Annotated in this window: 29 protein-coding genes and 1 pseudogene; 20 read left to right on the top strand and 10 right to left on the bottom strand. The window is 69.8% G+C overall.

The window, feature by feature from the left end:
- Positions 1–152: 152 nt before the first annotated feature.
- Complete coding sequence (locus ACTWQO_RS02470) at positions 153–1,061, bottom strand: LysR family transcriptional regulator (protein WP_443235516.1); 909 nt, start codon at positions 1,059–1,061, stop codon at positions 153–155.
- Positions 1,062–1,243: 182 nt separating this feature from the next.
- On the opposite strand from ACTWQO_RS02470, the gene ACTWQO_RS02475 reads away from it, so the two are divergent.
- The 3 genes from ACTWQO_RS02475 (at position 1,244) to egtA (ending at position 3,602) form a co-directional block, all read left to right on the top strand.
- Complete coding sequence (locus tag ACTWQO_RS02475; RefSeq protein WP_443235517.1) at positions 1,244–1,990, top strand: SDR family NAD(P)-dependent oxidoreductase; 747 nt, start codon at positions 1,244–1,246, stop codon at positions 1,988–1,990.
- A 47-nt stretch (positions 1,991–2,037) separates the two neighbouring features.
- On the top strand, positions 2,038–2,223 hold the full coding sequence (locus ACTWQO_RS02480) for a DUF427 domain-containing protein (RefSeq protein WP_443235746.1): 186 nt from the start codon (positions 2,038–2,040) through the stop codon (positions 2,221–2,223).
- A gap of 134 nt (positions 2,224–2,357) precedes the next feature.
- Positions 2,358–3,602, top strand: coding sequence for an ergothioneine biosynthesis glutamate--cysteine ligase EgtA (egtA, locus tag ACTWQO_RS02485; RefSeq protein ID WP_443235518.1), 1,245 nt, complete (start codon positions 2,358–2,360; stop codon positions 3,600–3,602).
- Between the two features lie 96 nt (positions 3,603–3,698).
- Here egtA and ACTWQO_RS02490 read toward each other — a convergent pair.
- The 3 genes and pseudogenes from ACTWQO_RS02490 to ACTWQO_RS02500 form a co-directional block, all read right to left on the bottom strand.
- Positions 3,699–3,991, bottom strand: a pseudogene (locus tag ACTWQO_RS02490) (IS5-like element IS4811 family transposase); the annotation flags it as partial.
- 5 nt (positions 3,992–3,996) lie between these two features.
- Positions 3,997–4,842: a transferase gene (locus tag ACTWQO_RS02495; protein ID WP_443235519.1), complete on the bottom strand. Its 846-nt coding sequence runs from the start codon at positions 4,840–4,842 to the stop codon at positions 3,997–3,999.
- Entirely contained in the window at positions 4,839–6,104 is a 1,266-nt protein-coding gene (locus ACTWQO_RS02500) for a glycosyltransferase family 4 protein (RefSeq protein WP_443235520.1), read from the bottom strand. Before ACTWQO_RS02500 ends, ACTWQO_RS02495 begins: the two co-directional genes overlap by 4 nt.
- 187 nt (positions 6,105–6,291) lie before the next feature.
- Between ACTWQO_RS02500 and ACTWQO_RS02505 the strand changes: the two genes are divergently transcribed.
- The 7 genes from ACTWQO_RS02505 (at position 6,292) to ACTWQO_RS02535 (ending at position 10,056) form a co-directional block, all read left to right on the top strand.
- Complete coding sequence (locus ACTWQO_RS02505; RefSeq protein WP_443235521.1) at positions 6,292–6,429, top strand: hypothetical protein; 138 nt, start codon at positions 6,292–6,294, stop codon at positions 6,427–6,429.
- Positions 6,430–6,491: 62 nt separating this feature from the next.
- Positions 6,492–7,262, top strand: coding sequence for a helix-turn-helix domain-containing protein (locus ACTWQO_RS02510; protein ID WP_443235747.1), 771 nt, complete (start codon positions 6,492–6,494; stop codon positions 7,260–7,262).
- A gap of 93 nt (positions 7,263–7,355) precedes the next feature.
- A complete protein-coding gene (locus tag ACTWQO_RS02515; RefSeq protein WP_443235522.1) occupies positions 7,356–7,553 on the top strand; it encodes a recombinase family protein in 198 nt (65 codons plus the stop codon).
- 295 nt (positions 7,554–7,848) lie between these two features.
- Positions 7,849–8,157 (top strand): hypothetical protein, encoded by a 309-nt coding sequence (locus ACTWQO_RS02520; protein WP_155058054.1) that lies wholly within the window; start codon positions 7,849–7,851, stop codon positions 8,155–8,157.
- 212 nt (positions 8,158–8,369) lie between these two features.
- Entirely contained in the window at positions 8,370–8,735 is a 366-nt protein-coding gene (locus ACTWQO_RS02525; RefSeq protein ID WP_443235523.1) for a hypothetical protein, read from the top strand.
- A gap of 323 nt (positions 8,736–9,058) precedes the next feature.
- Positions 9,059–9,391, top strand: coding sequence for a hypothetical protein (locus ACTWQO_RS02530; RefSeq protein WP_443235524.1), 333 nt, complete (start codon positions 9,059–9,061; stop codon positions 9,389–9,391).
- A gap of 281 nt (positions 9,392–9,672) precedes the next feature.
- Complete coding sequence (locus ACTWQO_RS02535) at positions 9,673–10,056, top strand: hypothetical protein (RefSeq protein WP_443235525.1); 384 nt, start codon at positions 9,673–9,675, stop codon at positions 10,054–10,056.
- Positions 10,057–10,134: 78 nt separating this feature from the next.
- On the opposite strand, the gene ACTWQO_RS02540 is transcribed toward ACTWQO_RS02535, so the two are convergent.
- From ACTWQO_RS02540 to ACTWQO_RS02550, 3 genes are all read right to left on the bottom strand, one after another.
- Positions 10,135–10,476, bottom strand: coding sequence for a hypothetical protein (locus ACTWQO_RS02540; protein WP_443235526.1), 342 nt, complete (start codon positions 10,474–10,476; stop codon positions 10,135–10,137).
- A gap of 264 nt (positions 10,477–10,740) precedes the next feature.
- The gene (locus tag ACTWQO_RS02545) at positions 10,741–11,034 is read right to left on the bottom strand and encodes a hypothetical protein (protein WP_443235527.1); all 294 of its coding nucleotides are present in this window, start codon (positions 11,032–11,034) and stop codon (positions 10,741–10,743) included.
- Positions 11,035–11,281: 247 nt separating this feature from the next.
- Complete coding sequence (locus ACTWQO_RS02550; protein WP_362940602.1) at positions 11,282–11,773, bottom strand: hypothetical protein; 492 nt, start codon at positions 11,771–11,773, stop codon at positions 11,282–11,284.
- Between the two features lie 413 nt (positions 11,774–12,186).
- Here ACTWQO_RS02550 and ACTWQO_RS02555 point away from each other — a divergent pair, with 413 nt between their 5' ends.
- The 6 genes from ACTWQO_RS02555 (at position 12,187) to ACTWQO_RS02580 (ending at position 17,505) form a co-directional block, all read left to right on the top strand.
- Positions 12,187–12,939, top strand: a complete 753-nt coding sequence (locus ACTWQO_RS02555) for a hypothetical protein (RefSeq protein ID WP_443235528.1) — start codon at positions 12,187–12,189, stop codon at positions 12,937–12,939.
- Positions 12,940–13,001: 62 nt separating this feature from the next.
- Positions 13,002–13,274 carry a hypothetical protein gene (locus tag ACTWQO_RS02560; protein WP_443235529.1) on the top strand — a complete coding sequence of 91 codons (273 nt, stop codon included), beginning with the start codon at positions 13,002–13,004 and terminating at the stop codon, positions 13,272–13,274.
- A 76-nt stretch (positions 13,275–13,350) separates the two neighbouring features.
- Complete coding sequence (locus ACTWQO_RS02565) at positions 13,351–14,607, top strand: wax ester/triacylglycerol synthase domain-containing protein (RefSeq protein WP_443235530.1); 1,257 nt, start codon at positions 13,351–13,353, stop codon at positions 14,605–14,607.
- A gap of 24 nt (positions 14,608–14,631) precedes the next feature.
- The gene (locus ACTWQO_RS02570) at positions 14,632–14,910 is read left to right on the top strand and encodes an acyl carrier protein (protein WP_301981999.1); all 279 of its coding nucleotides are present in this window, start codon (positions 14,632–14,634) and stop codon (positions 14,908–14,910) included.
- Positions 14,907–16,115 carry a beta-ketoacyl-[acyl-carrier-protein] synthase family protein gene (locus ACTWQO_RS02575; protein ID WP_443235531.1) on the top strand — a complete coding sequence of 403 codons (1,209 nt, stop codon included), beginning with the start codon at positions 14,907–14,909 and terminating at the stop codon, positions 16,113–16,115. Before ACTWQO_RS02570 ends, ACTWQO_RS02575 begins: the two co-directional genes overlap by 4 nt.
- Before the next feature lie 55 nt (positions 16,116–16,170).
- On the top strand, positions 16,171–17,505 hold the full coding sequence (locus tag ACTWQO_RS02580; RefSeq protein WP_443235532.1) for a wax ester/triacylglycerol synthase domain-containing protein: 1,335 nt from the start codon (positions 16,171–16,173) through the stop codon (positions 17,503–17,505).
- On the opposite strand, the gene ACTWQO_RS02585 is transcribed toward ACTWQO_RS02580, so the two are convergent.
- Positions 17,441–19,417 (bottom strand): heavy metal translocating P-type ATPase, encoded by a 1,977-nt coding sequence (locus ACTWQO_RS02585; protein ID WP_443235533.1) that lies wholly within the window; start codon positions 19,415–19,417, stop codon positions 17,441–17,443. The genes ACTWQO_RS02580 and ACTWQO_RS02585 overlap by 65 nt on opposite strands.
- Positions 19,418–19,550: 133 nt before the next feature.
- Between ACTWQO_RS02585 and ACTWQO_RS02590 the strand changes: the two genes are divergently transcribed.
- From ACTWQO_RS02590 to ACTWQO_RS02605, 4 genes are all read left to right on the top strand, one after another.
- Positions 19,551–19,985, top strand: a complete 435-nt coding sequence (locus ACTWQO_RS02590; protein ID WP_443235534.1) for an ArsR/SmtB family transcription factor — start codon at positions 19,551–19,553, stop codon at positions 19,983–19,985.
- A 110-nt stretch (positions 19,986–20,095) separates the two neighbouring features.
- Positions 20,096–21,232 (top strand): ABC transporter ATP-binding protein, encoded by a 1,137-nt coding sequence (locus ACTWQO_RS02595; RefSeq protein ID WP_443235535.1) that lies wholly within the window; start codon positions 20,096–20,098, stop codon positions 21,230–21,232.
- Positions 21,233–21,469: 237 nt separating this feature from the next.
- Entirely contained in the window at positions 21,470–21,916 is a 447-nt protein-coding gene (locus ACTWQO_RS02600; RefSeq protein WP_443235536.1) for a hypothetical protein, read from the top strand.
- A gap of 54 nt (positions 21,917–21,970) precedes the next feature.
- On the top strand, positions 21,971–22,711 hold the full coding sequence (locus tag ACTWQO_RS02605; RefSeq protein ID WP_443235537.1) for a nucleotidyltransferase family protein: 741 nt from the start codon (positions 21,971–21,973) through the stop codon (positions 22,709–22,711).
- Positions 22,712–22,848: 137 nt separating this feature from the next.
- On the opposite strand, the gene ACTWQO_RS02610 is transcribed toward ACTWQO_RS02605, so the two are convergent.
- Together ACTWQO_RS02610 and rlmB are read right to left on the bottom strand one after the other, a co-directional pair.
- Positions 22,849–24,483 carry a DoxX family membrane protein gene (locus tag ACTWQO_RS02610; protein ID WP_443235748.1) on the bottom strand — a complete coding sequence of 545 codons (1,635 nt, stop codon included), beginning with the start codon at positions 24,481–24,483 and terminating at the stop codon, positions 22,849–22,851.
- 123 nt (positions 24,484–24,606) lie between these two features.
- A complete protein-coding gene (rlmB, locus tag ACTWQO_RS02615; protein ID WP_443235538.1) occupies positions 24,607–25,548 on the bottom strand; it encodes a 23S rRNA (guanosine(2251)-2'-O)-methyltransferase RlmB in 942 nt (313 codons plus the stop codon).
- Positions 25,549–25,555: the final 7 nt, after the last annotated feature.

A 25,555-nucleotide genomic window follows, 5' to 3' on the forward strand; every position in this document is an offset into this window, starting at 1 on the left:
CGCCGAGGGCCGCCGAGGAGCCCCGCAAGGCCGGTTCTCGCGCGATTGACCTTGAGACGTGGATGCGGCGCGGTTGTGACCGTCACGTGCTCCGGGTGGCCAAGTCTTTTGAGCCGTCCAGCGGCGACAAGCTCACTGCCATAAGTGAACGCTCAATCAGCTGTGGGCTGGAAGAGGAGGTTTGTACCGCACCAGTTCTGCTGGCTGAGATGGTCGAGCATGGCCGCCTCCGCCGAACCCGGATTGCGCCGCACGCCGACGAGGACGGGCTCGGTCAGGGAGGGCAGTAGCGGGCAGGCCAGTTCTTCGAAGCCTTCGGGGATGGCCGAGGCCGGGACCACGGTGACACCCAAGCCCTGCGCCACGAGCCGCACCGCGGTGGAGATCTGTGACGCTCGGGCCACCGTGTGCGGGCTGAGGCTCGCGTCGGCGAGCAGGCGGGCGAGGTGGTCGTCGAGCAGGCTGGCGTGCCGGAACCGGATCCATCCCTCTGACGCCAGGTCCTCCAGGCGCAGGGCGGCGCCGTCCGAGAGAAGCGGGTGCCCCTTCGGCAGGACGGCGACGTAGGCTTCCTCGCCCAGATGGTGAGTGTCGAAGGTGCACCCGGCGGGGAAGCGGTGCACGAGGATCATGTCGAGGGTTCCCTGGCGGACCAGTCGTTCCATGTCCGCGGGATCGGGCTCCTCATGGAGAGTCACCTGCAGCTTCGGGTGGCGATTGCGCAGCTGCCCCAATACCTGGGGCAACTGGCGTGCTCCCAGGCCCATGTGGACAGCCATGATGAGTTCGCCTGCCAGTTCCCCGTCGGCGGCGCGGGCGGCCATGATGGCACGCCGGGACGCGGTCGTCGCGATCTCCGCCTCCGCGAGGAAAGCCCGCCCTGCCACCGTCACCGTCACCCCGCTCGGGGTACGGGTGAACAACTGCACCCCGAGGTGCTTCTCCAAGGCGCCGATCTGCTGCGACAGAGAGGGCTGAGTGACCCCCAGACGTTCTGCTGCCGCTGTCATGGAGCCCTCCTCGGCAACGGCCAGGGCGTATTCGTATTGGCGCAGGTTCATTCGAAATCCAACCTTCGACATGACATAGGAGATGTCAATGCAGAGTATATGTTGCCACTATTTGCCTCTATGGCTGGCGCCTCCTACCGTGGTGCACGCCCGGCGCAGCCACCAGGGCCGGAAAGCTGCCGCCCGCTCTCGGCGCGCGCCGTCAGACATCTTTTCTTTTCGAGGAGCACACAATGGATTTCGAGGGCAAGAGCGTTCTGATTACGGGTGCGGGGTCGCGAGGAGGTATCGGCGCCGCGACGGCGTACGCGTTCGCACGCGACGGAGCGTCGGTGGTGATCACCGGCCGCAACGTTGAGCGCGGGGCCGAGGTGGTGGACGACATCACCGCCGGCGGAGGAAAGGCCCGGTTCATCCTCGCTGATCTGAGTGATCTCGCCGACGTCGAGCGGTTGGCCAAGGAGGCGGGTGAAATCGACGTGCTGGTCAACAACGCGGCAAGCTACAGGGCCAGCATCAAGCCGACCCTCGACCAGGACAGCGAAGCGAACGCGGAGTCGTGGGACACCAACGTGCGCGCCACCTTCGTCCTCAGCACACGACTCGTCCGGGGGATGATCGAGCGGGGCGGCGGCAACATCGTCAACATCAGCAGTATCGCCGCCGTCATCGCCATGCCGCACATGGCGACGTATGGAGCGCAGAAGGCGGCCGTCGAATCCTTCACCCGCAGTTGGGCTGCGGAGTGGGGCCGGTACGGCATACGCGTCAACGCGGTGGCTCCTGGGAACGTGAACAGCGACAACGTGGTGGACTTCATCGGCGCCGACCAGTTCACGGCGTGGTCCGAGGTCAACCCGCTCAAGCGCAACGCCACGCCCGAGGAACTCGCCGAGGTCATCGCGTTCGTGGCGAGCGAGCGCGCGAGCTTCGTCACCGGCCAGGTGATCGTGGCCGACGGCGGTCGCCTCGCTGTTTGAACGACGCGGCGACCACCGCCACCGCGAAGATCTCCGGCTGCCCGTCCGTGTGCGGCCGGAGACCGAACCGGGGCACGACGCCGACCGCCGGCCGGGACGACCTCTGCCGTCACGCTGAAACCGAGGCCGGCTGTCCGGCCGTTCAATACATCCCCCTGGCCGATGTCGACCAGGCGCTTCTGGAGCGAACGGACTCCCACACCTACTGCCCGTACAAGGGCGAGGCGTCCTAACTACAGCCTCGTCACCCCCGAGAAGATCCCGGACGCGGTGTGGTTCTACGAGGAGCCGTTCGAGGACGTGGGGGCGATCGCACCAACTGACGGCCCACCTGACCCGCACCAGATTGTGCGAGAGGAGGACAGAAATGACCGAACTGACCCTGGAAGAGGCGGAAGCGTATGTGTTCGACGTGTGTTTCAAAACCGGCCCCCCTGAGCGGATCGGTGTGGAGACGGAGTGGCTGGTCCAGGACCGCCGCAACCCTGGGCTGCCGATATCCGCCGACCGGCTGAACGCCGCCCTCGCGCCGATCGAGGTCGCAGGCGCCCTGCCCGGGGGCAGCAGGCTCGCCCGTGAGCCGGGCGGCCAGCTGGAGCTGAGTTCCCCGCCGGCCCTCTCGCTCGGCGCGTGCGTCGAGATGATGGCCGCAGATCTCGCCGTACTGCGCACGGCAGTCGAGCAGGCCGGTCTGGCACTCGTCGGCCGGGGCCTCGACCCCTATCGTGAACCGCCTCGCGTGCTCGACCACCCCCGCTACCGGGCCATGGAGAGCTTCTTCGACCGCGCGGGCCCGTGGGGCCGCGACATGATGCGCCGCACCGCATCCGTACAGATCAACCTGGACTCCGGCGAGGAATCCCGCGGCCTCGGCGGCTACCGCTCCCGCTGGGAACTCGCCCACCGTATCGGTCCCGTGCTCGTCGCCGCCTTCGCCAACTCCCCGATACAGGACGGGTGGCCCACCGGGTGGCTGTCCAGCCGGCAGGACATCTGGTCCCGGATGGATGCCGGTCGTACCCGCCCGCCCCGCTACCACTCCGACCCACGTGTGGCCTGGACCCGCTATGCGCTCGACGCGCAGGTGATGTGCATACCGGGCGACCTCAACGGGGACTGGTCCGCGCCCTCCGGCTTGACCTTCGGCGCCTGGCTGCGGGGCGTACCCGAACTGCGGCCGCCGACCCTGGCCGACCTGGACCACCACCTCAGCACTCTGTTCCCGCCGGTCAGACCGCGCGGCTGGCTGGAGTTGCGGATGACCGACGCGCAGAACGGCGACGACTGGGTCGTGCCGACTGTGCTGGCCGCGACGCTCCTGAACGACACGGTGGCGGCCGATGCCGCCTACGCGGCAACCGAGCCACTCTGCCCGGACTCGCAGCGGCCCGTCCCCTCCCACGACGTCTGGCTGCGGGCGGCCCGCACCGGCCTCGACAACCAGGACCTCGCCAAGGCCGCCCGCGCCTGCTTTGCCGCGGCCGACAGCGCCCTCGCCGTTCCCGGCACCCCGGCGATCCTGCGGCATGTCCTGACGGATTTCGCCGAGCGCTACACAGAGCGCGGCCGTTCCCCCGCCCATGACCATCTGGACGCGCTACGCCGCACCTGACCCCCGCCTGCCGAACTGACACCTCCCGTATGAGTACGGGCCACTGACCTAGGGCCTCCGGAACTGTGCCGGTCAGGCTGCCTGCGCCAGGTAGTACGGGGTGATGTCGCGCCGTGCGGCGGGCTGGGCCCTGCGGCGGGTGAGGCGCCTCGTCATCAACGTATGGCAGCCCACGTGATCAACGACTCGCTCACCTCGGGAAGTCGTTCGTGGTCCCGGCAGTGACGACGGGCCCGCATGATCCACGACCACGACCGCTCAACAACCCACCTGCGAGGCAGGACGACGAAGCCCTTCGCGTCCGGCGGACGCCCGGCGTATGCGGAGTCGGCCCAGACGATGGCGATCTCGGGGTGGATGAGCGCGAGGCGGAACAGCAGTTCCTTGGCCGCGGTCACTCGGCGGCTGTCACCTCCACGGAGAGGTCGTTGTCGACCGTGTAGTAAGGACGCACGGCGACACCGCCGACCGCGGCCGACGGATACACGAAGATCTCCTTGCGGTCCGCCACGTCGTCAAGCAGGCGACCGACACGGATGGGAGGGGATCCCCCGGCAGGTCGAGCCTGAACGCTGATGTCCCAGACACGGGTTCCGATGGCGTCGGCGGCGACCAACTCTTCGTAGTCCACGGTGAAGGAGAAGCGCCGGCCGGCGCTCTCGGCCTGTGGTTCCCGGGTCCGTACAGCGCCCTTGGGACCCCTGGCACGCAGACGTACGACGGCTCCCGCGGAGAGCGTGGCGCCATGCAGCCGCCCCCTGACCGTCATCGACCGGTCCGTCACGTCGATGCCCTCGACCTCGGCATGGGCGGTGCGCAGCCAGGCCCGTACCGCGAGATAGCCATCCTTGGTGGTGTACGGAACCCGCACCGCCACCGGCGACGGCCAGTCACGGGTATGTCCGTCGACGAGGGCTCGCAGGTCCCGCAGACGGGGGCGGAGCCGCTGTCGCGGCGCTCCCGGTTCGGGGAGCAGGTACACGTCCCACCGTCCCTCGGCGAGAGGGGGCTGCGACTCCAGGACGGCGACCCGGCCGCCGTTGTCCACCGCTTCGACATCGAGGACGCGAAGGGTTTCCTCGGGCTGTCCCTTCTTGGGGCGCAGCCGCAGCAGCAACTGGGCCGACTGGGAGTCGGTTTCCTCAAGTAGTGGAAGGTGAAAGGTAATTCGGCCATCCACGTCGGCCGTGCAGTCGGCACGGAGCTGCGCGTCCTGTGTCGTGCCCGGTTCCCTGTTCATCGCCGTCCCCTCCGTACCGTGCGCAGCGCACTGCCGGCCGCGGCATGGGCGGCGTCGCGCGCGGCGAAGCCCCGGCTGATCAGGGCGCGATGTATCCGGCCGGGTTCCGGTGCGACCGGCCGCCCGACCCTTCTCGCCGATATCGCCTCGCCGATCAGGCGCTCGGCCTGCTCCACGACGGGGGCCGGGGCGAAGCGTCGCGCGTTCTCCATGGCCGTACGGCCCATCCGTCGGCGCCGCTCGTCGGCGCCGACGAGTTCCAGCAGAGCGTCGCCCAGCGCGTCGCGGTCCCCGACCGGCACCAGCCGGCCGTCGACCCCGTCCTTGATGATCTCGCCGGGGCCGTGCGGGCAGTCGGTGCTCACCACGGGCAGTCCGCAGCGCATCGCCTCGACGAGGGTCATGCCGAACGGCTCGAAGTTGGACGCGGCCGCGCCGATCGAGCCCTTGACCCACTCCGCCTCCATGGGTGCGGCCGCACCCATCAGAAAGACGTTGTCGCACAAGCCCAGGCTCTGGATGAGCTGCCGCAGCCGGGCCTGCTCCTCCCCCTTGCCGTAAATCCGCAGCTGCCAGTCCGGGTGCTCGGCGGCGACCCGGGCGAACGCCTCGACGAGCAGGTCGTAACGCTTCACCGGAACCAGCCGCCCGGCGGCGACCACCACTTTCGCGGTGCCGTCCGCGGCAGGCAGCACCGGATCGGGAACGCTGTTGGGAAGCACCTCCACTGTGACGCCCGGCAACCGCATCTTGCGCCGGTACGCGGCAGCGTCCGCCTCCGTGACCGTGGTGAGCACATCGAGCCGGCGGTAGGCCCGGCGCAACGTGGTGCGCAGCCACGGTGAGTGGTTGTCGAGCGTGAGGTGCTCCTGCCCGACGCGGACGACATGGCGCGGGGCCTGCAACGCGAGATGTACGTTGAGCCCCGGTCGAGTGCCGATGACCACGTCGGCGTCGGTCGCCGTCAGCCACTCACCGATCCGCTGATCGGTCAACTCGCTGTACTGCCGGTAGCGGTACTCGGCGGCCGGGAACACTCTCGCGGGTCTCAGGTGAAGTGGATGTTCCTTTGCCTCCCGCAAGTCCACCAGCGGCCTTAAGGAAACCCTAGGGTCCAGGGCGAAGTTCGGACGTTCCCTATGCCGCAACACCGAGACGACCTCCACATCGTGCCGCGCGGCCAGCGCCTGGGCCAGGTTGAAGGTCGTGGTGATCGTGCCTCCGATGCCGTAGGCGTTGTGAATCAGGAAAGAGATCTTCATGGCGGACTAGACCTCACCAGCCTCCTTCCAGTTGCCTGCTGTTATCACTTTGTTCCCCTTCAGTACTCCAGCATCGGTTCGGGTCCTGAGCTGCGTTTTCGGTGGTGGCAGTGCCGGGCTGCGGCTTGGTGGCGTCTTCTCCAGGCCGACCACTTCAGCGTGTAAGTGACGGTCTTGCGATGGGCTCGTGGGTGGCATCTTGGACGAGGCGTTCGACAAGGCCGATCCGCTGCACCTGATGCGGCTGTTCGGCATCACCGCCCAGACGGCCATGCGCTACATCAAAGCCGCCCATCCCGAGCGCACAGCCAAGCTGCCGCGGTGACGGTGACCGGACGAGGGCTCCGAGCACTCCTCACTCCGTCCCGTGAACTGGACGCGCTCCGGATGGTCCCGCACCCGGCCGTGACGCTGCTCCTGGAGTTCGGCGCCGGCTCGCCCGTCCTTGACTGTGCCCCCGGGCGGCAGCAGCGGGGAAGCATCGTCGCTGGGCCCGGGCTCGGGTCCGGAGGCGCGGTCCGGGCGCGGGGAGAGAACGTCGAGTGCGTGCAGGTGCGCCTGTCCCCGGTGATCGCACGCGCGATTGTGGGTGTCTCACCCGCCGACCTCGACGGCGCCGTCGTGTCGCTGGGCGACCTGTGGGGCCAGGAGGCGTCCCGGATCCGCGAGCAACTCGGGGATGTCTTGTCCTGGCAGGATCGCTTCGCGTTGGCAGACGCACTGCTCGCCCGCCGGCATGAGGCGGGGCCGCCGGTGGACCCGGAGGTGGCCTGGGCCTGGCACCGGATCGTCGTCAGCCGTGGCCTGACCCGGGTCGACGGACTCGCGGCCGAGGTCGGGTGGAGCCGTAAGCGGCTGTGGTCCCGGTTCCGGTCGCAGCTCGGCCTGCCGCCCAAGCGCGCAGTGAAGCTGGTCCGCTTCGACCATGCCGCCCACCGCCTGGTCGCGGGTGAAGGCGCGGCTAAAGTCGCGGCCGACACTGGCTACGCCGACCAGTCCCACCTGCATCGGGACGTCATGGCGTTCACCGGGGCAACCCCCGCGACCGTGGCCGGCGAGCCGTTTCTCGCCGTTGACGACATCGCATGGCCCGGCCGTGGAACAACCGCATTCTTCACCTCTTCAGGGAGCTCGGGCTCGGTCGCCGGTCCGAGGTGAGACGACTACCGCTTCGAGCGGGGAAGCCGAGGAGAAGCTTGGCTACGGCGCCATCTTCCGGCGCCTCAACTCGGATCTCGACCGCTGTCGACGGTGTACGAAATCCTGCGCAACCCGAAGTACACCGGTTACCAGGTGTTCAATCGGCGCGGTTCGCGCTCCCGGAAAGATGCGTACAACGACCCGCGGCTCTGGGTCTGGTCCCCAGAACCTGTTCACGAGCCTCTGATCCCAAGTGGATGTGCGACGAGATCGCCGCCCAACCTTGACGAAGGCAGTGGACGCAGCTGAAAGGATTAACGCCACCATGCCGTCAATCCGTGAACTCCTCCGCAGCGCGGACGAGTTCACGGATTGAATTGCCGCGATCCCGGCAGGCCGATCTTCAGACCTTCGTCAATTAAGCCCGCGTCAGGCCGTATTGAGCCGACGCCGCCACAGCACAAGATCCCTCGCATACCTCATGTCCCCGTCGGGACACGGGATATCACCGGTGTGGAATAGCGTAGATCGCTACTGCTAGTGTTCGTTCAGTCACAGTAGGCAATCAGCCTCGACGTACATGTAGTGAAAGACCGAGGGTTCCATGCGCAAGCTTCAGCAGGTCATGATCGTCGCGGCGGCAGCCGGCAGCCTGACCGCCGTCGGTGCCGGTGCGGGTGCCACTGCCGCCTACGCCGACGGTGGCGGCCACGGCCACAAGTCCGACCGGCCGCACGTGTCCCACAAGCAGGCCCCCACCCGGGCGCAGGTGTCCGTCACCGACCTCTACCGGCCGTACCAGGAGTGCAGCCCGCAGACGGTGGCCGAGGGCGACCTCCCGATCGGCCTGCTCGGTCTCGCCGAGACCTTCGACACCACCTGCGGCCAGTTCAACAACGCCTTCACTGACTGAGGTCGGCGGCGCAGTCGTGCGCGACGCCCTCACGGGCCCCGAAGCACCAGCGCCTTCAGCAGGCCGGCCCTTCACTTCGTAAGCGAATTGGACCCCAGCGTCCCGGACATCGGCCGGACGCCGGGGTCCGCCTCTCCGACATCCCAGGACCCGGCGCGGCCGGTTCACGGCGCACGACGCCCGGGGCACCCCTCACCAAGGAGACGCAACACATGTTCAACGGAAAGAAGATCGCGGCCGTCTCGGGGCTTCTCGGCGGCCTCGCCATGACCTTCGTCGGCGTCACCCAGGCATACGCGGCAGGAGGCCCGGGCGTCTGCGCACTCGACGCCGAGGGCAACATCGTCTGCACCCAGCGGATCGTGGGCCAGACGCCCGAGGGCGACGGGTTCACCGTCCGCCGGAGCGTGAACTGCCAGCCGACGGAGCCCCTGACCCTGCCCGCTCCCGGCCTGCTGAACAACGGGCAGACACGGATCGGGCCGCACATCACCTGTGCCGGCCCGACGCCCGAGGCGCCGGCCGTCGACACCAGCAGCGACAACCGCACGGCGCTGCAACGCCTGCTGGGCGGCTGACGCCCCGTCAGCTTTCTCAACTCACCAGCGGCGGATGGCCGGACCAGGGCGACCTGGTCCGGCCATCCGCTGTTTCGGCAAACGGGTGACCGCGCCCCACAGCCCGTGACTCCCCCTCGGGGAACCGTCGTTGCCACAACAACACCGGCTCTCTCACCCCTCTCCAAGTCCAGGGCAATAGGCGGACGAAAGGGGCGCCTCGGCATGAGCCGACACGACACACAGAAGGGCAATAGATCCCAAATTGCTACGGTTCGCGTGTATATGCTCACACTAAGTAGTCAAGCCAGGGCTTCACGCCCCGGAAAGAAAGGGTCAATTCAATGCGCAAGTTTCAGCGCGTTGCGGTCGTAGCCGCAGCGGTCGCAGGGCTGTCCGCCTTCGGTGCCGGCGCCGGCACGGCCTCCGCCCACGAGGGCGGCTCGGACGGACCGGACATCACCGCGGTGGCGACCTCGCAGGCCAACGCCGTGGCCACGTGGGGCGCTCCGTACGGAAAGCACTCCGCTCCGCACCGGGCTGCCGCGCCGGAGGCCGCTCCCCAGGCCGCTCCCCAGCCTGCTCCGCAGGCCGCTCCGCAGGCCGCTCCGTACGCTCCCCAGTACGCCGCGCCGGAGGGCTTCGGCGAGTACTCCGCTCCCTACATCGCCAAGTAAAGAAGAGCCGAGGGTTCGATGCGCGAATTTCAGGGCACTGCGATTGTCGTCGTGACAGCGGCGGGACAGATGGCTCCACATTCCGCGCCACATTGAGTCCCCCAGGCCGTTTCGCAGGCATATCGCCTCGGAGCGTCACGGCAGGCGCATCGAATTCCATCGGAACACTTTATGCACATCACACGATGTGAAGGCAGCCCGGACGCGCGGCAGACCCACCAGGGTGCGCGCCCGGGCTGCAGCAATGCCATCGCCGGACGCGGCTGTTATCGCGCCGGGCGATGGCTCTGGCATTTCGGATCCGCAAAGGAACGCAGCACATGATCGGTCGACAGAAGATCGCAACCATCTCGGGGCTCGTCGGAACTCTCGCCGTGATCTACGGCGGCGCCGGGCAGGTGTACGCCGCAGTGCCCTCGAATGATTGCAAGACCTCCGCCCAGGGTGACATCACGTGTGTTCGCAAGAGCGAGACCGTCCACAAGGGCAAGGACGGCAGTGTCGTCCAGCAGAGGCACGACTGCTCGACGGTCGAGCGGCCGCGCCTGGTGTTCCCCCAGCACGGGATCGGGAACACCGGCACCACGAGGGTCGGGCCGGTCGTGGAATGCTCCAACAATGCGGCGCTGCCCAAGGGGTTCAAGCTGCCTAAGTTCGATTTCTGAGGCGCGATCGAAAAATGCCGGACCGGGATTTCTCCCGGTCCGGCATTTTTCAGGGGAAGGGATCAATCCCTACTGCCCTTACTTGCCACCGAAGGTGTTGTTGCAGCCCATGGACGAGCCCAGGCCGGTCTCCTGCGCGCCCGGGTTGCCCTCACCGTTCAGCAGGTTGCCGGCCGCACCGTCGAGGATGCCGACCTGGCCGAGGACGCTGACGTTGGCGTCGTGCGACTTGCAGGTCGTGCTCTGCGCGACGTTGAGGGTCGGGCTGCTCTTGCGGCCTTCGTGGTGGCTGCCGTGGTGGCCCCGATCGCCCGAACTCCAGCCGCCCGGGCCGCCGTCGGCGTGGGCGGTACCGGCACCCAGGAGCCCGACGCTGCCGAGAGCGGCGACCAGGACGGCGGCCTTGCGGAGCTTGTGCATGTTCATCTCCGATGGAGCGAAGTGGTGCGATCTGTAACAGATCGGCTTCGTACGGTTACAGAGGGTAATAGGAAGAATTTCGGAGCACTCTGCGGCACGCCGAATTCAGGGAATTCTCACCGCCTTGGCCGATGCCAGGGAATTCCTTTTACTCAATAATAAATAGCAATATCGGTGTGCATAAAAAGGCCCCGGCACCGAGTCTGAGGCTCGGTGCCGGGGCCTGCTTTCCGGCTGTCGGCCGCCTCTGCGACCGTCGCGCGATTAGAACGCGCTGTTGTTGCAGCCCATGGACGAGCCCAGGTGGGTGTCCTGACCACCGGCGTTGCCCTCGCCGTTGAGCGCGTTGCCCAGCAGGCCGTTGAGCACGCCGACCTGGCCGAGAACGTCCAGGTTCAGGTCGTGCGACTTGCAGTTGGAGCTCTGCAGGACGCTGAACTTGCCCCCGTCCTTGCCGCCGTGACCGTCTTGACCGTTGGCGCTGGCGGTGCCGGCGCCCAGGATCCCGACGCTGCCGAGGGCGACGACCACGACGGCGGCCTTGCGAAGCTTGTGCATGTCATCTCCGGTGGAGTGAGGTGTGGGTGCGATCTGTGAAAGATCGACTTCGTACAGTTACGGGAGATTAATACGAAGTATCCCAAGATGCCCGGCGACGCGCCGGGTTTCGTGATCGCGTGGCGGAAGCACCCTGACGCCGCATCAGATACGAACGGGCCCTTGACGAGGTCGATCCTCGAAGGGCCCGTTGCGGGTCGATCAGCTGACGTTCGGTCTGCTCAGGCGGACGGCCGTCCGTGCCGCCCTAGCGCGTGGTGGTGGCGCGGGCGTGGGCGAGGGAGTTCGCCTGGCTGTTGGTCTGACCGCAGTCGATGCCGCGGTTCTCGGCGGCGGCGAGTACGGCGACCGGGACAGCCGCGTTGAGCAGGGACTGCGGGCTGCACTCCTGGGACGGGCGGAAGAGGTTGGTCTGGCCGACCTCACCCTGCCCCGGGCCCGTGTGCGGGGCGGCCTGCGGGGAGATGTTCGGGCTGAGCTTCGGGTTGAACTGGGGGTTGACCTGCGGGCTGACATCGGCGCCTCGCGTCGGGAGCGCCATCCGCCGCGGGGCCGACGAGCCGGAGTTCTGCGACGTGGCCTGGGCGGAGGTCATCGAGGTGGCCTGGGCGTCCTGCTGCGAAACGGGCGGCGGAGCACCGTTGTACGCCACAGGGGCGGAGTAGCTGGGGCCGGCACCGACGGTGGACAGACCTCCGGCTGCTGCGACGACGAGCGCGACCTGCTGAAGCTTGCGCATGGAACCTCGGCCCTTCATTGACCTGTGCACGGAACGTATTGCATTGCTGATGACCAGTGCGGCTGTTGCTGGAACGAGCCAAGTGCGGCGTCAGTCACGTGAGTCGGGGTGTGGTCACCCATTTGCTGCGACCAAAAAACAGAACCGATAATCCGACCGATGGCAAATGAGTGACGGCGTTTCTCACCCCGTGACCAGGCCGGGGGATATTTCGTTGCCAGCTGAGAGAGGGCAGCGATCATGAATCAGAGAGGGCCATTGGGATCCGCTGTCGGCTCCAGCGTGAAGTCCATATGACAGCCCAGGAGTTACCCCTGTTAGGGCGCAGCACGAACATCAGACTGAGCGCACGCAAGACTGCACTGAATACAACGGATTTTCCCTGTACAGGTAATGAAGGGCCGAGGGGTTCCATGCGCAAGCTTCACAAGGCCGCGCTCGTCGTAGCAACGGCCGGCGGTCTGTCCGCCATCGGCGCCGGCGTCAGCCATGCCGACTCTCCCGGGTACGGCGGTGTCAGCGCGGCGCCTCCTCCCCCGTACTACCCGGCACCTCAGTACTACGCACCAGCGCCCGCGCCCCAATATCAGGCGCCGCCGCCGCAGTACTACGCACCGGCACCCGCCCCCCAGTACCAGGCGCCGCCGCCGCAGTACTACGCGCCGCCCGCCCCGCAGTACCAGGCGCCGCCTCCGCAGGCCACGGCGGTGGCCCGTTCGCAGGGCACGGCGGAGGTCAGCGGTCCGCAGTCCTACGCCCAGCCGGCGCCCCAGTACGCGCCTCCGGCGCCTGCCCCGGCCCCGCAGCACAGCGGTCAGGCCTCCGCCGTTGCCACGTCGACCGGCAACGCGCAGGCCTCCAGCTCGCCGCACGGCTCGCAACACGCCCCCGCCCAGCAGCCGGAGGTCGTGCCGCAGGTCTCCCCGCAGACGGCGCCGCAGGTCACTCCCAAGGTCGCCCCGCAGCTCGACGTACCCCAGGTCTTCGAGCCGGAGCCCGCGCCTCGCGTCGCGCCGCAGGTGAACCCGCAGTTCAACCCTGAGGTGAACCCGCTCATCAACCCGCTGATCGCGCCGACCGGCGGCACACCGCAGGTGCCCGGGCTCGGCCTCGGTCAGGTCGCGGCCCCGCCCGTGGGTCAGTTGGGTCTGCCCCGACTCGGCTGATCGCCTCACCGCAGTTCGTCATTCCGCTCGTTCAGTTCATCCGCTCGTTCAACGGAGAAGAAATGCGCAAGCTTCAGAAGGCCGCTCTCGTGGGCGCCGTCCTCGGCGGTGTCGGCTCCTTCGGCGTCAGCCCCGCCGTCGCACACGGGCCGGGCAACGACTTCGACGTCAACCAGAGCATCGAATGTCGCTCGCACGACATGAACATCGACATCCTCGGCAGCATCGGCGCCATCAACGGCGCGCTGGGCAACGCGCTCAACGGCGAGGGGAACCCGGGTGCGCAGCCCACCGACCTCGGTTCGGACATGGGCTGCAACAGCGAAGCGTTCTGAGCAGACGGTTCGAGGCGATCGGCCTCGCAGTCCAACGCCCGCACCATCACGGTGCGGGCGTTGGACGAGGAAGGGTATGGCGACCTATCGCATGAGACTGTCCTGTGCCGACGAGATGCTGCTGTTCAACGGGTGTCCGGGAGTTGTCGGCCTGGCGGCGGTCTTCGCCGGTGAGCAGCCCGGCCTGGCGCAGGTGCGGGCGCGCGTCACCGAGCGGTGGGCGGGTCTGGAGCGGATGAACTGTGTGCTCGACCGTTCGGAGAGCGGCGGCGGGCGCGCGCGGTGGGTCGTACCGGGGCCGTTCGACCCCGACGTCCATGTCGTCCTGGCCCGGCACAAGTTGGACGACCTGTGGGCGCAGAGCGTGGACCGGCCGCTGGCCGGCGGGGTGCCGCCCTGGCGGCTGTACGTGGTCCCGGACGCGGTGTACGGCGGTTTCGCCCTGGCGCTCGTGGCGCAGCATGTGCTGCTGGACGGGCGCTCGCTGGCCACGTTGATGCGTTCGTTGATGGACAGCCCCGGAGCGGTGAGGGCGTCCGCCCGGCCGGCGCCGCTGTCTCGTGCCGGGCTGCGAGCGGTGGGCCGGGAACTCAGGGTGATGACGGCCGCGGGACAGGCCCTGCCGATGCCGTCGCCAGGGCGGACGTACTCCTCGGTCGCGGTGAGCGCGCTGTCGGCGCACACGATCCGGGCCGCCCGTCGGCAGCCCGCCGACGGGCGGGGCTCGACGCTGAACGAGCTGCTGGTGGGCGCGGTGGCCGGGGCGATGCGGGATCAGTACGGACCGGTACGGCGGTGGCGGCAGCGGGATGAACCCGTGTACACGGCCGTACCGTGTGATCTGCGCAGCCGGGCCGATCCGGGTGAACTGGGCAATGCCCTCACGGTGATTCGGGTGCCGTTGCCCGTCGATGTGGACGGTCCCATGGCGCGGCTGCGGGCGGGGCAGGCCGCGCTGGCCGCGGTTCCCGCGCGGGCCGCCGTGCATGCCTCGGTGCTGTTTCCCGCGGCGGAAGCGGCGCGGCGGACCGGCCCTTGGGTGACCAGACTTCTCACCAACCGTGGTCGCCACTCCTGCTTCGCGGCGACCGCGACCACAGCCGTCAAGTGGCCCGGCGGATCGAGCACGTTCCAGGGCCACGCGCTCGTGCGCACTGTGGGGCTGCCACCCCTGCACCACCCGGGCACCGCCAGCTTCGCCCTGGCCCAGGCAGGGGACGCGGTCACGCTGACCGTGGTGTGCAACCTGCGCCCGAACGACGCGAGACGGCTCGCCGACGCGGTCGTCACGGAGTTTGAGACATGGGCTCGGACTGCGACGCCATCACTGTGAGCACCAGGAAACGGAGTCAGTTGCATGGACGTGGAACACGTGGACGTATGGGAAGCGCTGCGCCCGCTGTGCGCGCGGGTGATGTCGGTGCCGGTGGAGGCGGTCGTGCCGCAGGCCCGGCTGGTGGCCGATCTGGGCGCCGACAGCCTGGACATCACCGAGCTGCAGGCGGCGTCGGAGGACGAGTTCGGGGTGTCCCTGCGGGGCACCGACACCTCCGGGGTGTCCACCGTGGGTGATGTCGCCGACCTCATCGTGAGGCTGCGCACCCACGCCGGCAACGGCCCCCTCGCCGCCCGGTGACGCCCCGCCACGCCGTCGCCGTCACGGGCCTGGGGGTTCGCTGCGCGGCCGGAGCGACTCCGGCAGCGCTGTGGGCGAGTCTGGTGGAGTGCCGTTCGGCGATCTCGCTGCATACCTTCGACGACGAGGGAGCCGTCGTATGTCCGGCGGGTCCGATGAGCGACTTCGACCCGAGCGGACATCTGACGCCCAAGGAGGTGCGGCGGGCGGACCGTTCGGTGCAGTTGGCGGTGTGTGCCGCCGTGGACGCCGTGGAGGATGCCGGAGGGCTGCATGTGCCGGCCGGGCGGCGGGCGGTGGTCACCGGGACCGGCTACGGCGGGGTGATCAGTCAGGAGAACGGCATCGGGCGGCCCGATGTGCTGTACGCGTCGCGGCTGATGCACAACGCGGGGGCGTACTGGGTCAGCGCGAAGCTCGGTATCACCGGCCCCAGTCTGACCGTCTCCACCGCGTGTGCCTCCGGGACGCATGCCGTGGGTGAGGCGCTGCAGATGATCCGGGCGGGGGGCGCGGACGTGGTGGTGGCGGGGGGACACGAAGCTCCGCTGACTCCTACGACCGCGCTGGCCTTCGGCCGGTCCGGCGCGATGGTCACCGAGTGCGAGGATCCCGCGGCCGCGTCACGGCCGTTCGACGAGGGACGGCGAGGCTTCGTCCTCGCCGAAGGGGCGGCGTTCCTGGTGCTGGAACGGCTGGACCTGGCCCGCGCGCGGGGTGCCCGGATCTACGCCACGCTCACCGGGTACGGCCGTACCTCCGACGCCTACCACCTCACGGCACCGCATCCCGACGGCGCCGGTGCCCGGGCGTGCATGGAGCAGGCGCTCGCCGACGCGGGCACGACGGCCGACGCCGTCACCCATGTCAACGCGCACGGCACCGGTACCCAGTTGAACGACCTCGCGGAGGCGCAGGCCATCACCGCCCTGTTCGGTCCCGGTGGGGTGCCCGTGACCGCCCCCAAGGCGGTGACCGGGCATGCGCTGGGGGCGGCGGGAGCGGTGGAGGCCGTGATCGCGGCCTGGTCGGTGCGTGAAGGGCTCGCGCCGCCGACCGCCCATCTCACGCGGCTGGACCCCCGATGCGAACTGGACGTGGTCACGGCCGAGCCACGCAAGATCCCGGACGGCCCGGTGATCAGCAGCAGTTTCGCGTTCGGCGGCCACAACGCCTGTGCCGTGTTCGACTCACCCGACGGTTGATCACCCAAGGCGGGGGCCCGGGCAGCTGCACCACCAAGGAAAGAGGCTGTGGAACATGAGGCTGTCGGCCTTCGACGAGGGGCACCTCCGCAATGGGCTGCCGGGGACGATCGGCATCGCCGCGGTGTTTCCCGGAACGCCGTTCGACCTGGAACAGGTGCGGTCCCGTGTCCGCGAGCGATGGGGCGAACTGGACCGGATGAGCCAGGTGCTGCAGCCTCCCGCCGGGCCGGCGGCGCTGTCGGGCCACCGGTGGTCGGCCGCCCGGCCCTTCGATCCCGCCGCGCACATCACCGCCACGGACCAGGACCTGGACTCCCTGCTGACCTCCGGCGTCGGGCACCCCCTGCCGCCCGAACGGCCCCTGTGGCGGCTGCTGGTGGCCCCACACGCCACCCCGGCGGGCGAGCACGCCATCGTGCTGCTCGCCCATCACGCACTGCTGGACGGCAGATCCCTGGAGACGCTCTTCCGGATGCTGATGGACGACGCCGCACCGCCGTCCGCGCTCGGACCGGCCGCGGCAGCGGGGCGCCCGCGCATCAAAGCGGCCACCGTGTTCCGGGAGTTGCACCGCATCGGGGTCCCCAGCCAGCCCCTTCCGCCGGCGTCCGCCGACGGCATGCGGCCGTCGGTGGCCATGGTCGGCCTCGACCCGCAGACCATGCGCACGGCCCGCCGCCAGCCGGCCGGCGGGCGGGGAGCGACGCTCAACGAGCTGCTCCTGAGCGCCTACGCCGGCGCCCTCCGCGCCTGCTACGGCCCCCTGCGGTCCTGGCCGAAGGGACCGACCCCCCTCTACGCCACGGTTCCGGTCGACCTGCGGACCCGGCACAGCGCAGGGCAACTCGGCAACGGCGTCACCGTGCTGCGCATCCCGCTGCCCGTCGACATCGCATCCCCGGTGGACCGTCTGCAGGCGTGCCAGGACCTGGTCGCCGCGCTGCATCACCGCTGCGACGCCCACCGCGCGATCCTGCCCGCACTGCAGGCCTCCGCGCGGACCGTGCCGTGGCTGGCCGAGGTGATGGCCAAGCGCCTGGCGCGCCCCGAGATCACCACCAGCCTGTGCACCGCGTTCAAATGGCGGGACAGCCCCAGCCAGTTGTACGGCCGTCCCCTGGCGCGCATCGTTCCGCTGCCGCAGCTCTCCCCGCCGGGCACGGCGAACCTCTGCCTCGTCCACACCGCCGACGCCTACACCCTGACCGTCGTCAGCCATCTGCGTGCCGGTGACGCCGAGATGATCGGCGCCGCCGTGGCCCAGGAGCTGCAAGCGGTGGCGGCGTCCGGCGCCCCCGCCGTGCGTCGCACGGAGTCTCGGCTCAGCGCCCCGACTCACGCTCCGCCCGCTGCCACGCCGCCTCCCGCAGCAGCCGCAGACCGTTGAGGCCGACCAGCACGGTCGACCCCTCGTGCCCCAGCACACCGAGCGGCAGCGGCAGGGTCCCCGCCAGGTCCCAGGTCACCAGCGCCGCGATGAACACTCCGGCGACGACCAGGTTCTGCACCACCAGCTGCCGCGCCCGCCGCGAGAGGGCGATCACCGCGGGCACCGTGGTGAGTTCGTCGCGGACGATCACCGCGTCCGCCGTCTCCAGCGCGAGATCCGAGCCCGCGCGCCCCATCGCGACGCCGGAGTGGGCGGCGGCGAGCGCGGGGGCGTCGTTGACGCCGTCGCCCACCACCATCACCTTGCGGCCCGCGGCCTCCAGTTCCCTGACCGCGGCGACCTTGTGCTGAGGGAGCAGCCCGGCGCGTACGTCGTCCATGCCGAGCTCGGCGGCCAGCTGGGCGGCGGCGCGCGGGTTGTCGCCGGTGAGCAGCACGGGCTGGGTTCCGGTGAGGGCCGCGAGGGAGGTGATCGTGGCCGCCGCGTTCGGGCGCAGGCGGTCGGCGATGCCCAGCACGCCCGCCGGGGTGCCGTCGACCGTCACCAGGACCGCCGTACGGCCCTTGTCCTCCAGTCGTGCGACCAGGGCGGCCGTGTCATCGGTGTCGTTCAGCAGGCGCGCGGGGGCGCCCACGGCGACGATGCGGCCGTCGACCGCGGCGGTCACCCCGACGCCCGGGGTGGAGTCGAAGTCCTCGGTCCCCGGCAGCGTAAGACCGCGTTCGCGGGCCGCGGCCACGACGGCACGGGCCAGTGGGTGTTCGCTGGGGTGCTCGGCGGCTGCGGCCAGGGTGAGCAGGGCGGAGTCGTCGAGGCCGGAGCCAGGCAGCGGGGTCACGTCCGTGACGCGCGGCGTGCCCTCCGTCAGGGTGCCCGTCTTGTCGAGGGCGACGGTGTCGACCTGGCCCAGGCGTTCCATCACCACCGCCGACTTGACCAGGACGCCGTGGCGTCCGGCGTTGGCGATCGCGGACAGCAGCGGCGGCATGGTGGCCAGCACCACCGCGCACGGCGAAGCGACGATCATGAAGGTCATCGCCCGCAGCAGTGAGCCCGTGAGCGCGGCGCCAAGGGCGAGCGGGACGAGGAAGACCGCGAGGGTCGCGGCGACCATGCCGACCGAGTAGCGCTGTTCGACCTTCTCGATGAACAGCTGGGTCGGGGCCTTGGTCTCGGAGGCCTCCTCCACCATCCGGACGATCCGGGCGATCACCGAGTCGGAGGCGTCCCGCTCGACGCGGACGCGCAACGCGCCCGTGCCGTTGAGGGTTCCCGCGAAGACCTCGTCGCCGGCCTCCTTGGCGACCGGCAGTGGTTCGCCGGTGATGGTCGCCTGGTCGACCTCGCTGGCTCCGTCGAGCACGCGGCCGTCGGCGCCGACGCGTTCGCCGGGGCGTACGAGGACGATGTCGCCGACCGTCAACTCCTCCACGGCGACGGTCTGTTCGCCGCCGTCGGCGGTGAGGCGGGTCGCCGTGGCGGGGGCCAGGTCGAGCAGGCCGCGGACCGAGTCGGCGGTGCGGGCGGTGGCAAGGGCCTCCAGGGCGCCCGAGGTGGCGAAGATGACGATGAGCAGGGCGCCGTCCATGACCTGGCCGATGGAGGCGGCGCCGAGGGCGGCGACGATCATCAGCAGGTCGACATCGAGGGTCTTGTCCTTGAGGGCCTTGAGGCCTTCCCAGCCGGGCTCCCAGCCGCCGGTGGCGTACGACAGGGCGTAGAGCGGGCCCCAGGTCCAGGCGGGGGCGCCGGCCAGTTGGAGCGGCAGCGCGAACAGGAAGAGGGCGGTGGCCGCGGCGGCCCAGCGGGCCTCGGGGAGGGCGAGGACGCGGGTGCGGCGGCGTATGGCTTCCGGTGGCCGCGTCGGCGTGGTCCGGTCCGCCGTCGGCTGGGTGAGGGTGGAGGGCATGGGTGCGGGTGTCCTTCACGAGGGCATGACGAGTCGGCGGTCGGCCGTGAGTCGGCGCCGCTGCTTTCACCGTACAGGATTAGATGAAGACCCATTCATACGTTCATGGATGCGCGTCCGTAGGATGAGGGCCATGGGCCACGGAACGGACGCCAAGACCTCTGCCACGTCACGGGAACGCCTCGAAGCCGTGGGCGCCGCGGACGTGGCCACCACGCTGCAGGCCCTCGCCACTCCGTCACGCCTGCGGATCCTGGCCCGGCTGCAGGAGGGCCCGTGCGCGGCCACCGAGCTCGCGGACGCCGTGGGCATGGAACAGTCCGCCTGCTCGCACCAACTGCGGCTGCTGCGCAACCTCGGGCTGGTGACGGGTGAGCGGCGCGGCCGGTCCGTGATCTACGCGCTCTACGACAACCACGTCGCCGAATTGCTCGACCAAGCCCTCTATCACGTGGAGCATCTGCGGCTGGGGTTGCGGGACGCTCCGGCGGCGGTCCTCGAAAATTTCGGCGAAGTTCACACCGGTCCAGGTACTGACAGACCAGGTGAACGCCAGGTACCGTCCTGACCCAGTTCACCTATGTGGACTACACCACAACGGAAGCACCCGTAGTGGCACCACCTTCCTACAACGGATCGTCCGGCACGTTCCTGCCGGTAGAAGGGGGCCCATTCACCATGGCCACTGTCTCGTTCGAAAAGGCGACCCGGATCTACCCGGGCACCGAGAAGCCCGCCGTCGATGGTCTGGACATCGAGGTCGGGGACGGCGAGTTCCTCGTCCTCGTCGGTCCCTCCGGCTGCGGCAAGTCCACCTCGCTCCGGATGCTCGCGGGGCTCGAGGACGTCAACTCCGGCGCCATCCGCATCGGCGACCGCGACGTCACCCACCTCCCGCCGAAGGACCGGGACATCGCCATGGTGTTCCAGAACTACGCGCTCTACCCGCACATGACGGTCGCCGACAACATGGGCTTCGCGCTCAAGATCGCGGGCGTCAACAAGGCGGAGATCCGCCAGAAGGTCGAGGACGCGGCGAAGATCCTCGACCTCACCGAGTACCTCGGCCGCAAGCCGAAGGCCCTCTCCGGTGGTCAGCGCCAGCGTGTCGCCATGGGTCGCGCCATCGTGCGTGAGCCCCAGGTGTTCCTCATGGACGAGCCGCTGTCGAACCTCGACGCCAAGCTCCGTGTCTCGACACGTACGCAGATCGCCTCGCTCCAGCGCCGTCTCGGCATCACCACCGTCTACGTCACCCACGACCAGGTCGAGGCCATGACGATGGGCGACCGCGTCGCCGTGCTCAAGGACGGTCTGCTCCAGCAGGTCGACTCGCCGCGCAACATGTACGACCGCCCGGCCAACCTCTTCGTCGCCGGCTTCATCGGCTCCCCCGCCATGAACCTGGTCGAGGTCCCGATCACCGACGGCGGTGTGAAGTTCGGCAACAGCGTGGTGCCCGTCAACCGCGAGGCGCTCAGCGCCGCCGCCGACAAGGGTGACACCACCGTGACCGTCGGTGTCCGCCCCGAGCACTTCGACATCGTCGAGCAGAACGGCGGTGCCGCGGCGTCCCTGACGAAGGACACCGAGGACGCCCCGGCGGGCCTCGCCGTCTCCGTGAACGTCGTCGAGGAGCTGGGCGCCGACGGCTACGTCTACGGCAGCGCCAAGGTCGACGACGTCCTGAAGGACCTGGTCGTCCGCGTCAGCGGGCGTGCGGTGCCGGAGAAGGGCGCCACGCTGCACGTCGTGCCGCGGCCGGGCGAGACCCACGTGTTCTCGACCTCCACGGGCGAGCGTCTCTCCGACTGACGCCTCCTGACGCCTCGCGCCGAGGACAGGAAGTACAACCCCGGGTAATTCACCCAGGTTGACGAAGAGGGCCCCGCAGAGCGCTGCGGGGCCCTTCTCGTTGTCGACAAATACCCCGGCAGACCGGTCATTTCGAGCGCCGTACGTCAACGCGCTACCCGATTCAAGGCACTCCTCTATCCCCCGAACCGGTGACTGAATGTCGCCAAATCATTACCGGACGCTACCCTCACTCGCGTGAAGCACTCCACTACCCAACAGACGCGACGCGGCCGGGGCCCCGCCCGCCGGATCGGCCGCTCCCTCGCCCTCGTCCTGCCCGTCGTCCTGGTTCTCTCCGGGACCCTCGCGGTCACCCGAGTCAACTGGTCGGGGACCTCCTCGAACTCGGTGCTCACCGCGTCCTCCGAGGACCTGGCCGCGCCCGCCAAGAAGCGCGCCCCCCAGGACGTGCTGCGCCAGCAGCTCCTGACCGAACTCCAGAAGAAGGACCCGGGCATCGCGCTCACCCACCTCCAGCAGGCGGTCAACGAGCGCCCGTCGCTGGCCAAGCACTGCGCCTCCCTCGCCCGCGAACTCGGCCGCGCCGCGGTCCGCGTCTACGGCGCGAACCGGGCCCAGTCCTTCTCCCGCCCGGTCTGCGACACCTCGTTCGCCTCGGGGGTCGCGGGCGCGCACAGCTGACAGTCAGTGGTTGCCGCCAGAAGCGGCCGGCGGGACGCGACGTACAGTTCGGTCATGACCGATCCGAACGCCGCGTCCCGCCCCGTTCAGGCCGTCGTCCTGGCCGGGGGCCAGGGCTCCCGGCTGCGCCCCTACACCGACGACCGGCCCAAGCCGATGGTCGAGATCCCCGGCACGGGGACGCCGATCATCGGCCATCAGCTTGTCTGGCTCGCCGAGGAGGGCGTCACGGACGTGGTGGTCAGCTGCGGCCACCTCGCCGACGTCCTGCAGAAGTGGCTGGAGTCGGCGGAGCTTCCCGTGCGGGTCACGACCGTCGTCGAGACCGAGCCGCTCGGGCGCGGCGGGGGCCTGAAGTATGCCGCCGCGCACCTTCCCCACCCGGACCAGCACTGGTACGCCACCAACGGCGACATCTGGACCCGGTTCTCGCTGCGTGACATGGCCGACTTCCACGCCGAGCGGGACGCCATAGCGACGCTCGCGCTGGCCCGGCCGCGGATTCCGTGGGGGGCCGTGCAGACGGACGGGTTCGGTCACATCACGGACTTCATCGAGGCGCCGCCGTCGACGTTCGAGATCAATGCGGGGGTGTATGTGTTCTCTCCCGAGTTCGCCGGGATGCTGCCGGAGCGGGGGGATCATGAGCGGACGACGTTTCCGCGGTTGGCTCGGGAGCGGCGGCTGGCGGGGTTTCCTCTTCCGCAGGGGGCGTATTGGCGGGCCATTGATACGGCGAAGGATTTGACCGAGGCCGCGAAGGAACTGCGTTCGCTGCGGGGTGGGGGCGTGTAGGTCGTTCGTCGGGTGCGGGGTGGTGGGGGCTGGTCGCGCAGTTCCCCGCGCCCCTAAAAGGGGCGCTGCAGTCCCCGTACGACAACAAGGTCCCGCACGGTGTCCGTGCGGGACCTTGTTGTCGCATCGGTCGACGGCTAGCCCAACAAGCCGCCCACCAAGCCCGGTTCTTCGGGGGTGGAGTCCCCGCCGCCTCCGGTGCCGCCCGGGGTGCCCGTGGTGCCGCCTGAGGTGGGGCCGGTGCTGGTGCTGGGGGCCTCGTCGGCCGGGGAGGACTGTTGGGGTGGGGCCTGGCCTGCCGTGCCCTGGGTCTGGCTGGGGGAGCCGGGGACGGTGCCGGTGTCTCGGGTGGCGCCGGGGGTGGTCGCGGCGCCGGAGGGGCTGGCCGTGCCTGAAGTGGCGCCCTGGGTGGGTGGGTTGGAGGCGCTCGGGGTGCGTTCCTGGGCGCTGGTGCCGGGCTTCTGCGGGAGCGGGGAGCCCGGGAGTTCGTTGCGGGGTGCCTCGCCGGGGCCGGGGACGACCACGCGGTCGGCGTCGCGGACGGCGCCGCCGAGCAGGGAGCCGACGAGCAGGGTGAGGCCGACGACGACGGTGGTGACGAGGGCGCCCCGGCGCAGGACGTACTGCCGCAGCTCCCAGATGTCGGCGCGGGGGCCGAGACGGCGCCAGGCGCTGCCGCCGAGACGGCCGTCGATGGAGTAGACGGGGGCGCCGGCGATGATCAGCGGGGACCAGGCGGCGAGGTAGATGATGTCGGGGGCGTCGTAGGCGGGAACGCTCTTCCAGCTGACGGTGACGAGCAGTGCGGCCGACAACAGGGCGCCGACGACCGCGGCGACCCGCTGCCAGCAGCCCAGGACCGTGAGGACGCCCACGATGACCTGGAAGAAGGCGATGACCAGGCCGGAGCCTACGGGGTGTTCGAGGGCGAACTGGCGCAGTGGCTCGGCGACTTCCCACGGGTGCAGGGTGTTGAGCCACTTGGTCATGGAGCCGCGTTTGCCGCCGTCGAAGTAGACGGGGTCGCAGAGCTTGCCCATGCCGGCGTAGATGGAGATGAAGCCGAGGAAGATGCGCAGCGGGAGCAGGACGACGCCGAGGTTCATCCGGCGGCCGGGGTAGTAGGCGTGCCGGGCCGGGTCGTCGCCGTGGCGCTTGTTCGGCGCGTCGGTGTCCGGCTCGTCGTCCTCGTAGCCGTAGTCCTCGTCGAACCGCTCGCGCTCGTAGGCGGGTTCGTCGTAGGCGCTGCCGGCCGAGCGCATCTGGGGCAGGAGCCGGGTCTCGCCGGCGTCGGGGCTGCCGCGCTGGGCGCCGACGATCGGGGTTTCGAGGGTCTGCTCCGTGAGGTCGCCGCCGTAGCCGTGCCGGTAGCCGCCCTCGTCGATGCGCGGGATGACCTGGGTGGCTCCGGCGGCGTCGGAGACGGGCTCCTCGCCGTGCCGGACGCTGCCGCCGCGCACCGCCTGGAGCAGCCGGTGCGCGCCGGTGTCGTCCGGGTCGGACTTCCCGCTCCAGACGACGGGGGCGCGGCGGCGGGTGCCCGGGGCGGAGGCGGCGGGGATGCGGGCGGTGTCCTCGGTGGCGCGCAAGTGCCGTGCGACCCGCGGGGATTGAGTCCGTCGGGTCGAGGCTCCCAACTGCACGCGGAAGCTCACATGATTGACGATGACCTGCGCCGGATCGCTCGGCACCTTCACCATGCTCAGCGCGGGAGCGTCGTCGTATCCCGACGAGCGGTCCCCCGTGGGTGTGCGGGGTGTTCTGGTGTCCACACTCAACTAACCGAGTGACATGGAGTTAGGACACTGCTTTGACTCGCCGGAAGTGTCCGGACCGCGTCAAGGTTGTCCTGGACGCCAGGATTACCCCGCACGGGCGAGCCCGTGGACGGGTGTTCAGACCCGGCGCCGGGCCGCCTCGTACAGCACGATGCCCGCCGCCACACCGGCGTTGAGCGACTCGGCGCCGCCCGGCATCGGGATCCGTACGCGGAAGTCACAGGTTTCGCCGACGAGTCGGGACAGGCCCCTGCCCTCGCTGCCGACCACGATGACGAGCGGGCCGCCGAGGGCGTCCAGCTCGCCGATCTCGGCCTCGCCGTCGGCTGCGAGGCCGACGACGGTGATGCCCGCCTTCTTGTACGACTCCAGGGCGCGGGTGAGGTTCGTGGCGCGGGCGACCGGGGTGCGGGCGGCGGTGCCCGCGGACGTCTTCCAGGCTCCGGCGGTCATGCCGGCCGCGCGGCGCTCCGGTACGACGACGCCGTGACCGCCGAAGGCGGAGACGGAGCGGACGACGGCACCGAGGTTGCGCGGGTCGGTCACACCGTCGAGGGCGACGATGAGCGGATCCTCGCCCGCGTCGGCTGCCTCGGCGGCGAGGTCCTCGGGGTGGGCGTACTCGTACGGCGGGACCTGGAGGACGAGGCCCTGGTGGTTGAGGCCGTTGGTCATGCGGTCCAGCTCGGGGCGCGGCGCCTCCATGAGGTTGATGCCGCCGCGCTCGGCCGCGAGCTGGAGTGCCTCCCGGACGCGCTCGTCGTTGTCGATGAACTGCTGGACGTACAGCGTGGTGGCGGGCACGCCCTCGCGCAGCGCCTCGAAGACGGGGTTACGGCCGACGACCAGCTCGGACGTCGACTTGCCGCCACGGCCGCGGGGCGCGGGACGCCGTACCGACTGCTTCGCCTTGGCGCCCGCGACGCGGTTCTTCTTGTGGCCCTTGCGCATCTCGGCGGGCGGGGTCGGTCCCTTGCCCTCCAGGCCCTTGCGCCGCTGGCCGCCACTGCCGACCTGCGCGCCCTTCTTGCCGGACATGCGGCGGTTGTTGGCTGCCATGACCTAC

The sequence above is a fragment of the Streptomyces sp. 4N124 genome, assembly GCF_052245395.1.
In the GTDB taxonomy this organism is placed as follows: domain Bacteria; phylum Actinomycetota; class Actinomycetes; order Streptomycetales; family Streptomycetaceae; genus Streptomyces.

What these genes read in the sequence shown, in the direction of transcription:
- ACTWQO_RS02470 (WP_443235516.1), bottom strand. Translation starts at nt 1,061, where the DNA reads ATGAACCTGCGCCAATACGAATACGCCCTGGCCGTTGCCGAGGAGGGC.
- ACTWQO_RS02475 (WP_443235517.1), top strand. Translation starts at nt 1,244, where the DNA reads ATGGATTTCGAGGGCAAGAGCGTTCTGATTACGGGTGCGGGGTCGCGA.
- egtA (WP_443235518.1), top strand. Translation starts at nt 2,358, where the DNA reads ATGACCGAACTGACCCTGGAAGAGGCGGAAGCGTATGTGTTCGACGTG.
- ACTWQO_RS02495 (WP_443235519.1), bottom strand. Translation starts at nt 4,842, where the DNA reads ATGAACAGGGAACCGGGCACGACACAGGACGCGCAGCTCCGTGCCGAC.
- ACTWQO_RS02500 (WP_443235520.1), bottom strand. Translation starts at nt 6,104, where the DNA reads ATGAAGATCTCTTTCCTGATTCACAACGCCTACGGCATCGGAGGCACG.
- ACTWQO_RS02510 (WP_443235747.1), top strand. Translation starts at nt 6,492, where the DNA reads ATGGTCCCGCACCCGGCCGTGACGCTGCTCCTGGAGTTCGGCGCCGGC.
- ACTWQO_RS02520 (WP_155058054.1), top strand. Translation starts at nt 7,849, where the DNA reads ATGCGCAAGCTTCAGCAGGTCATGATCGTCGCGGCGGCAGCCGGCAGC.
- ACTWQO_RS02525 (WP_443235523.1), top strand. Translation starts at nt 8,370, where the DNA reads ATGTTCAACGGAAAGAAGATCGCGGCCGTCTCGGGGCTTCTCGGCGGC.
- ACTWQO_RS02530 (WP_443235524.1), top strand. Translation starts at nt 9,059, where the DNA reads ATGCGCAAGTTTCAGCGCGTTGCGGTCGTAGCCGCAGCGGTCGCAGGG.
- ACTWQO_RS02535 (WP_443235525.1), top strand. Translation starts at nt 9,673, where the DNA reads ATGGCTCTGGCATTTCGGATCCGCAAAGGAACGCAGCACATGATCGGT.
- ACTWQO_RS02540 (WP_443235526.1), bottom strand. Translation starts at nt 10,476, where the DNA reads ATGCACAAGCTCCGCAAGGCCGCCGTCCTGGTCGCCGCTCTCGGCAGC.
- ACTWQO_RS02545 (WP_443235527.1), bottom strand. Translation starts at nt 11,034, where the DNA reads ATGCACAAGCTTCGCAAGGCCGCCGTCGTGGTCGTCGCCCTCGGCAGC.
- ACTWQO_RS02550 (WP_362940602.1), bottom strand. Translation starts at nt 11,773, where the DNA reads ATGCGCAAGCTTCAGCAGGTCGCGCTCGTCGTCGCAGCAGCCGGAGGT.
- ACTWQO_RS02555 (WP_443235528.1), top strand. Translation starts at nt 12,187, where the DNA reads ATGCGCAAGCTTCACAAGGCCGCGCTCGTCGTAGCAACGGCCGGCGGT.
- ACTWQO_RS02560 (WP_443235529.1), top strand. Translation starts at nt 13,002, where the DNA reads ATGCGCAAGCTTCAGAAGGCCGCTCTCGTGGGCGCCGTCCTCGGCGGT.
- ACTWQO_RS02565 (WP_443235530.1), top strand. Translation starts at nt 13,351, where the DNA reads ATGGCGACCTATCGCATGAGACTGTCCTGTGCCGACGAGATGCTGCTG.
- ACTWQO_RS02570 (WP_301981999.1), top strand. Translation starts at nt 14,632, where the DNA reads ATGGACGTGGAACACGTGGACGTATGGGAAGCGCTGCGCCCGCTGTGC.
- ACTWQO_RS02580 (WP_443235532.1), top strand. Translation starts at nt 16,171, where the DNA reads ATGAGGCTGTCGGCCTTCGACGAGGGGCACCTCCGCAATGGGCTGCCG.
- ACTWQO_RS02585 (WP_443235533.1), bottom strand. Translation starts at nt 19,417, where the DNA reads ATGCCCTCCACCCTCACCCAGCCGACGGCGGACCGGACCACGCCGACG.
- ACTWQO_RS02590 (WP_443235534.1), top strand. Translation starts at nt 19,551, where the DNA reads ATGGGCCACGGAACGGACGCCAAGACCTCTGCCACGTCACGGGAACGC.
- ACTWQO_RS02595 (WP_443235535.1), top strand. Translation starts at nt 20,096, where the DNA reads ATGGCCACTGTCTCGTTCGAAAAGGCGACCCGGATCTACCCGGGCACC.
- ACTWQO_RS02605 (WP_443235537.1), top strand. Translation starts at nt 21,971, where the DNA reads ATGACCGATCCGAACGCCGCGTCCCGCCCCGTTCAGGCCGTCGTCCTG.
- rlmB (WP_443235538.1), bottom strand. Translation starts at nt 25,548, where the DNA reads ATGGCAGCCAACAACCGCCGCATGTCCGGCAAGAAGGGCGCGCAGGTC.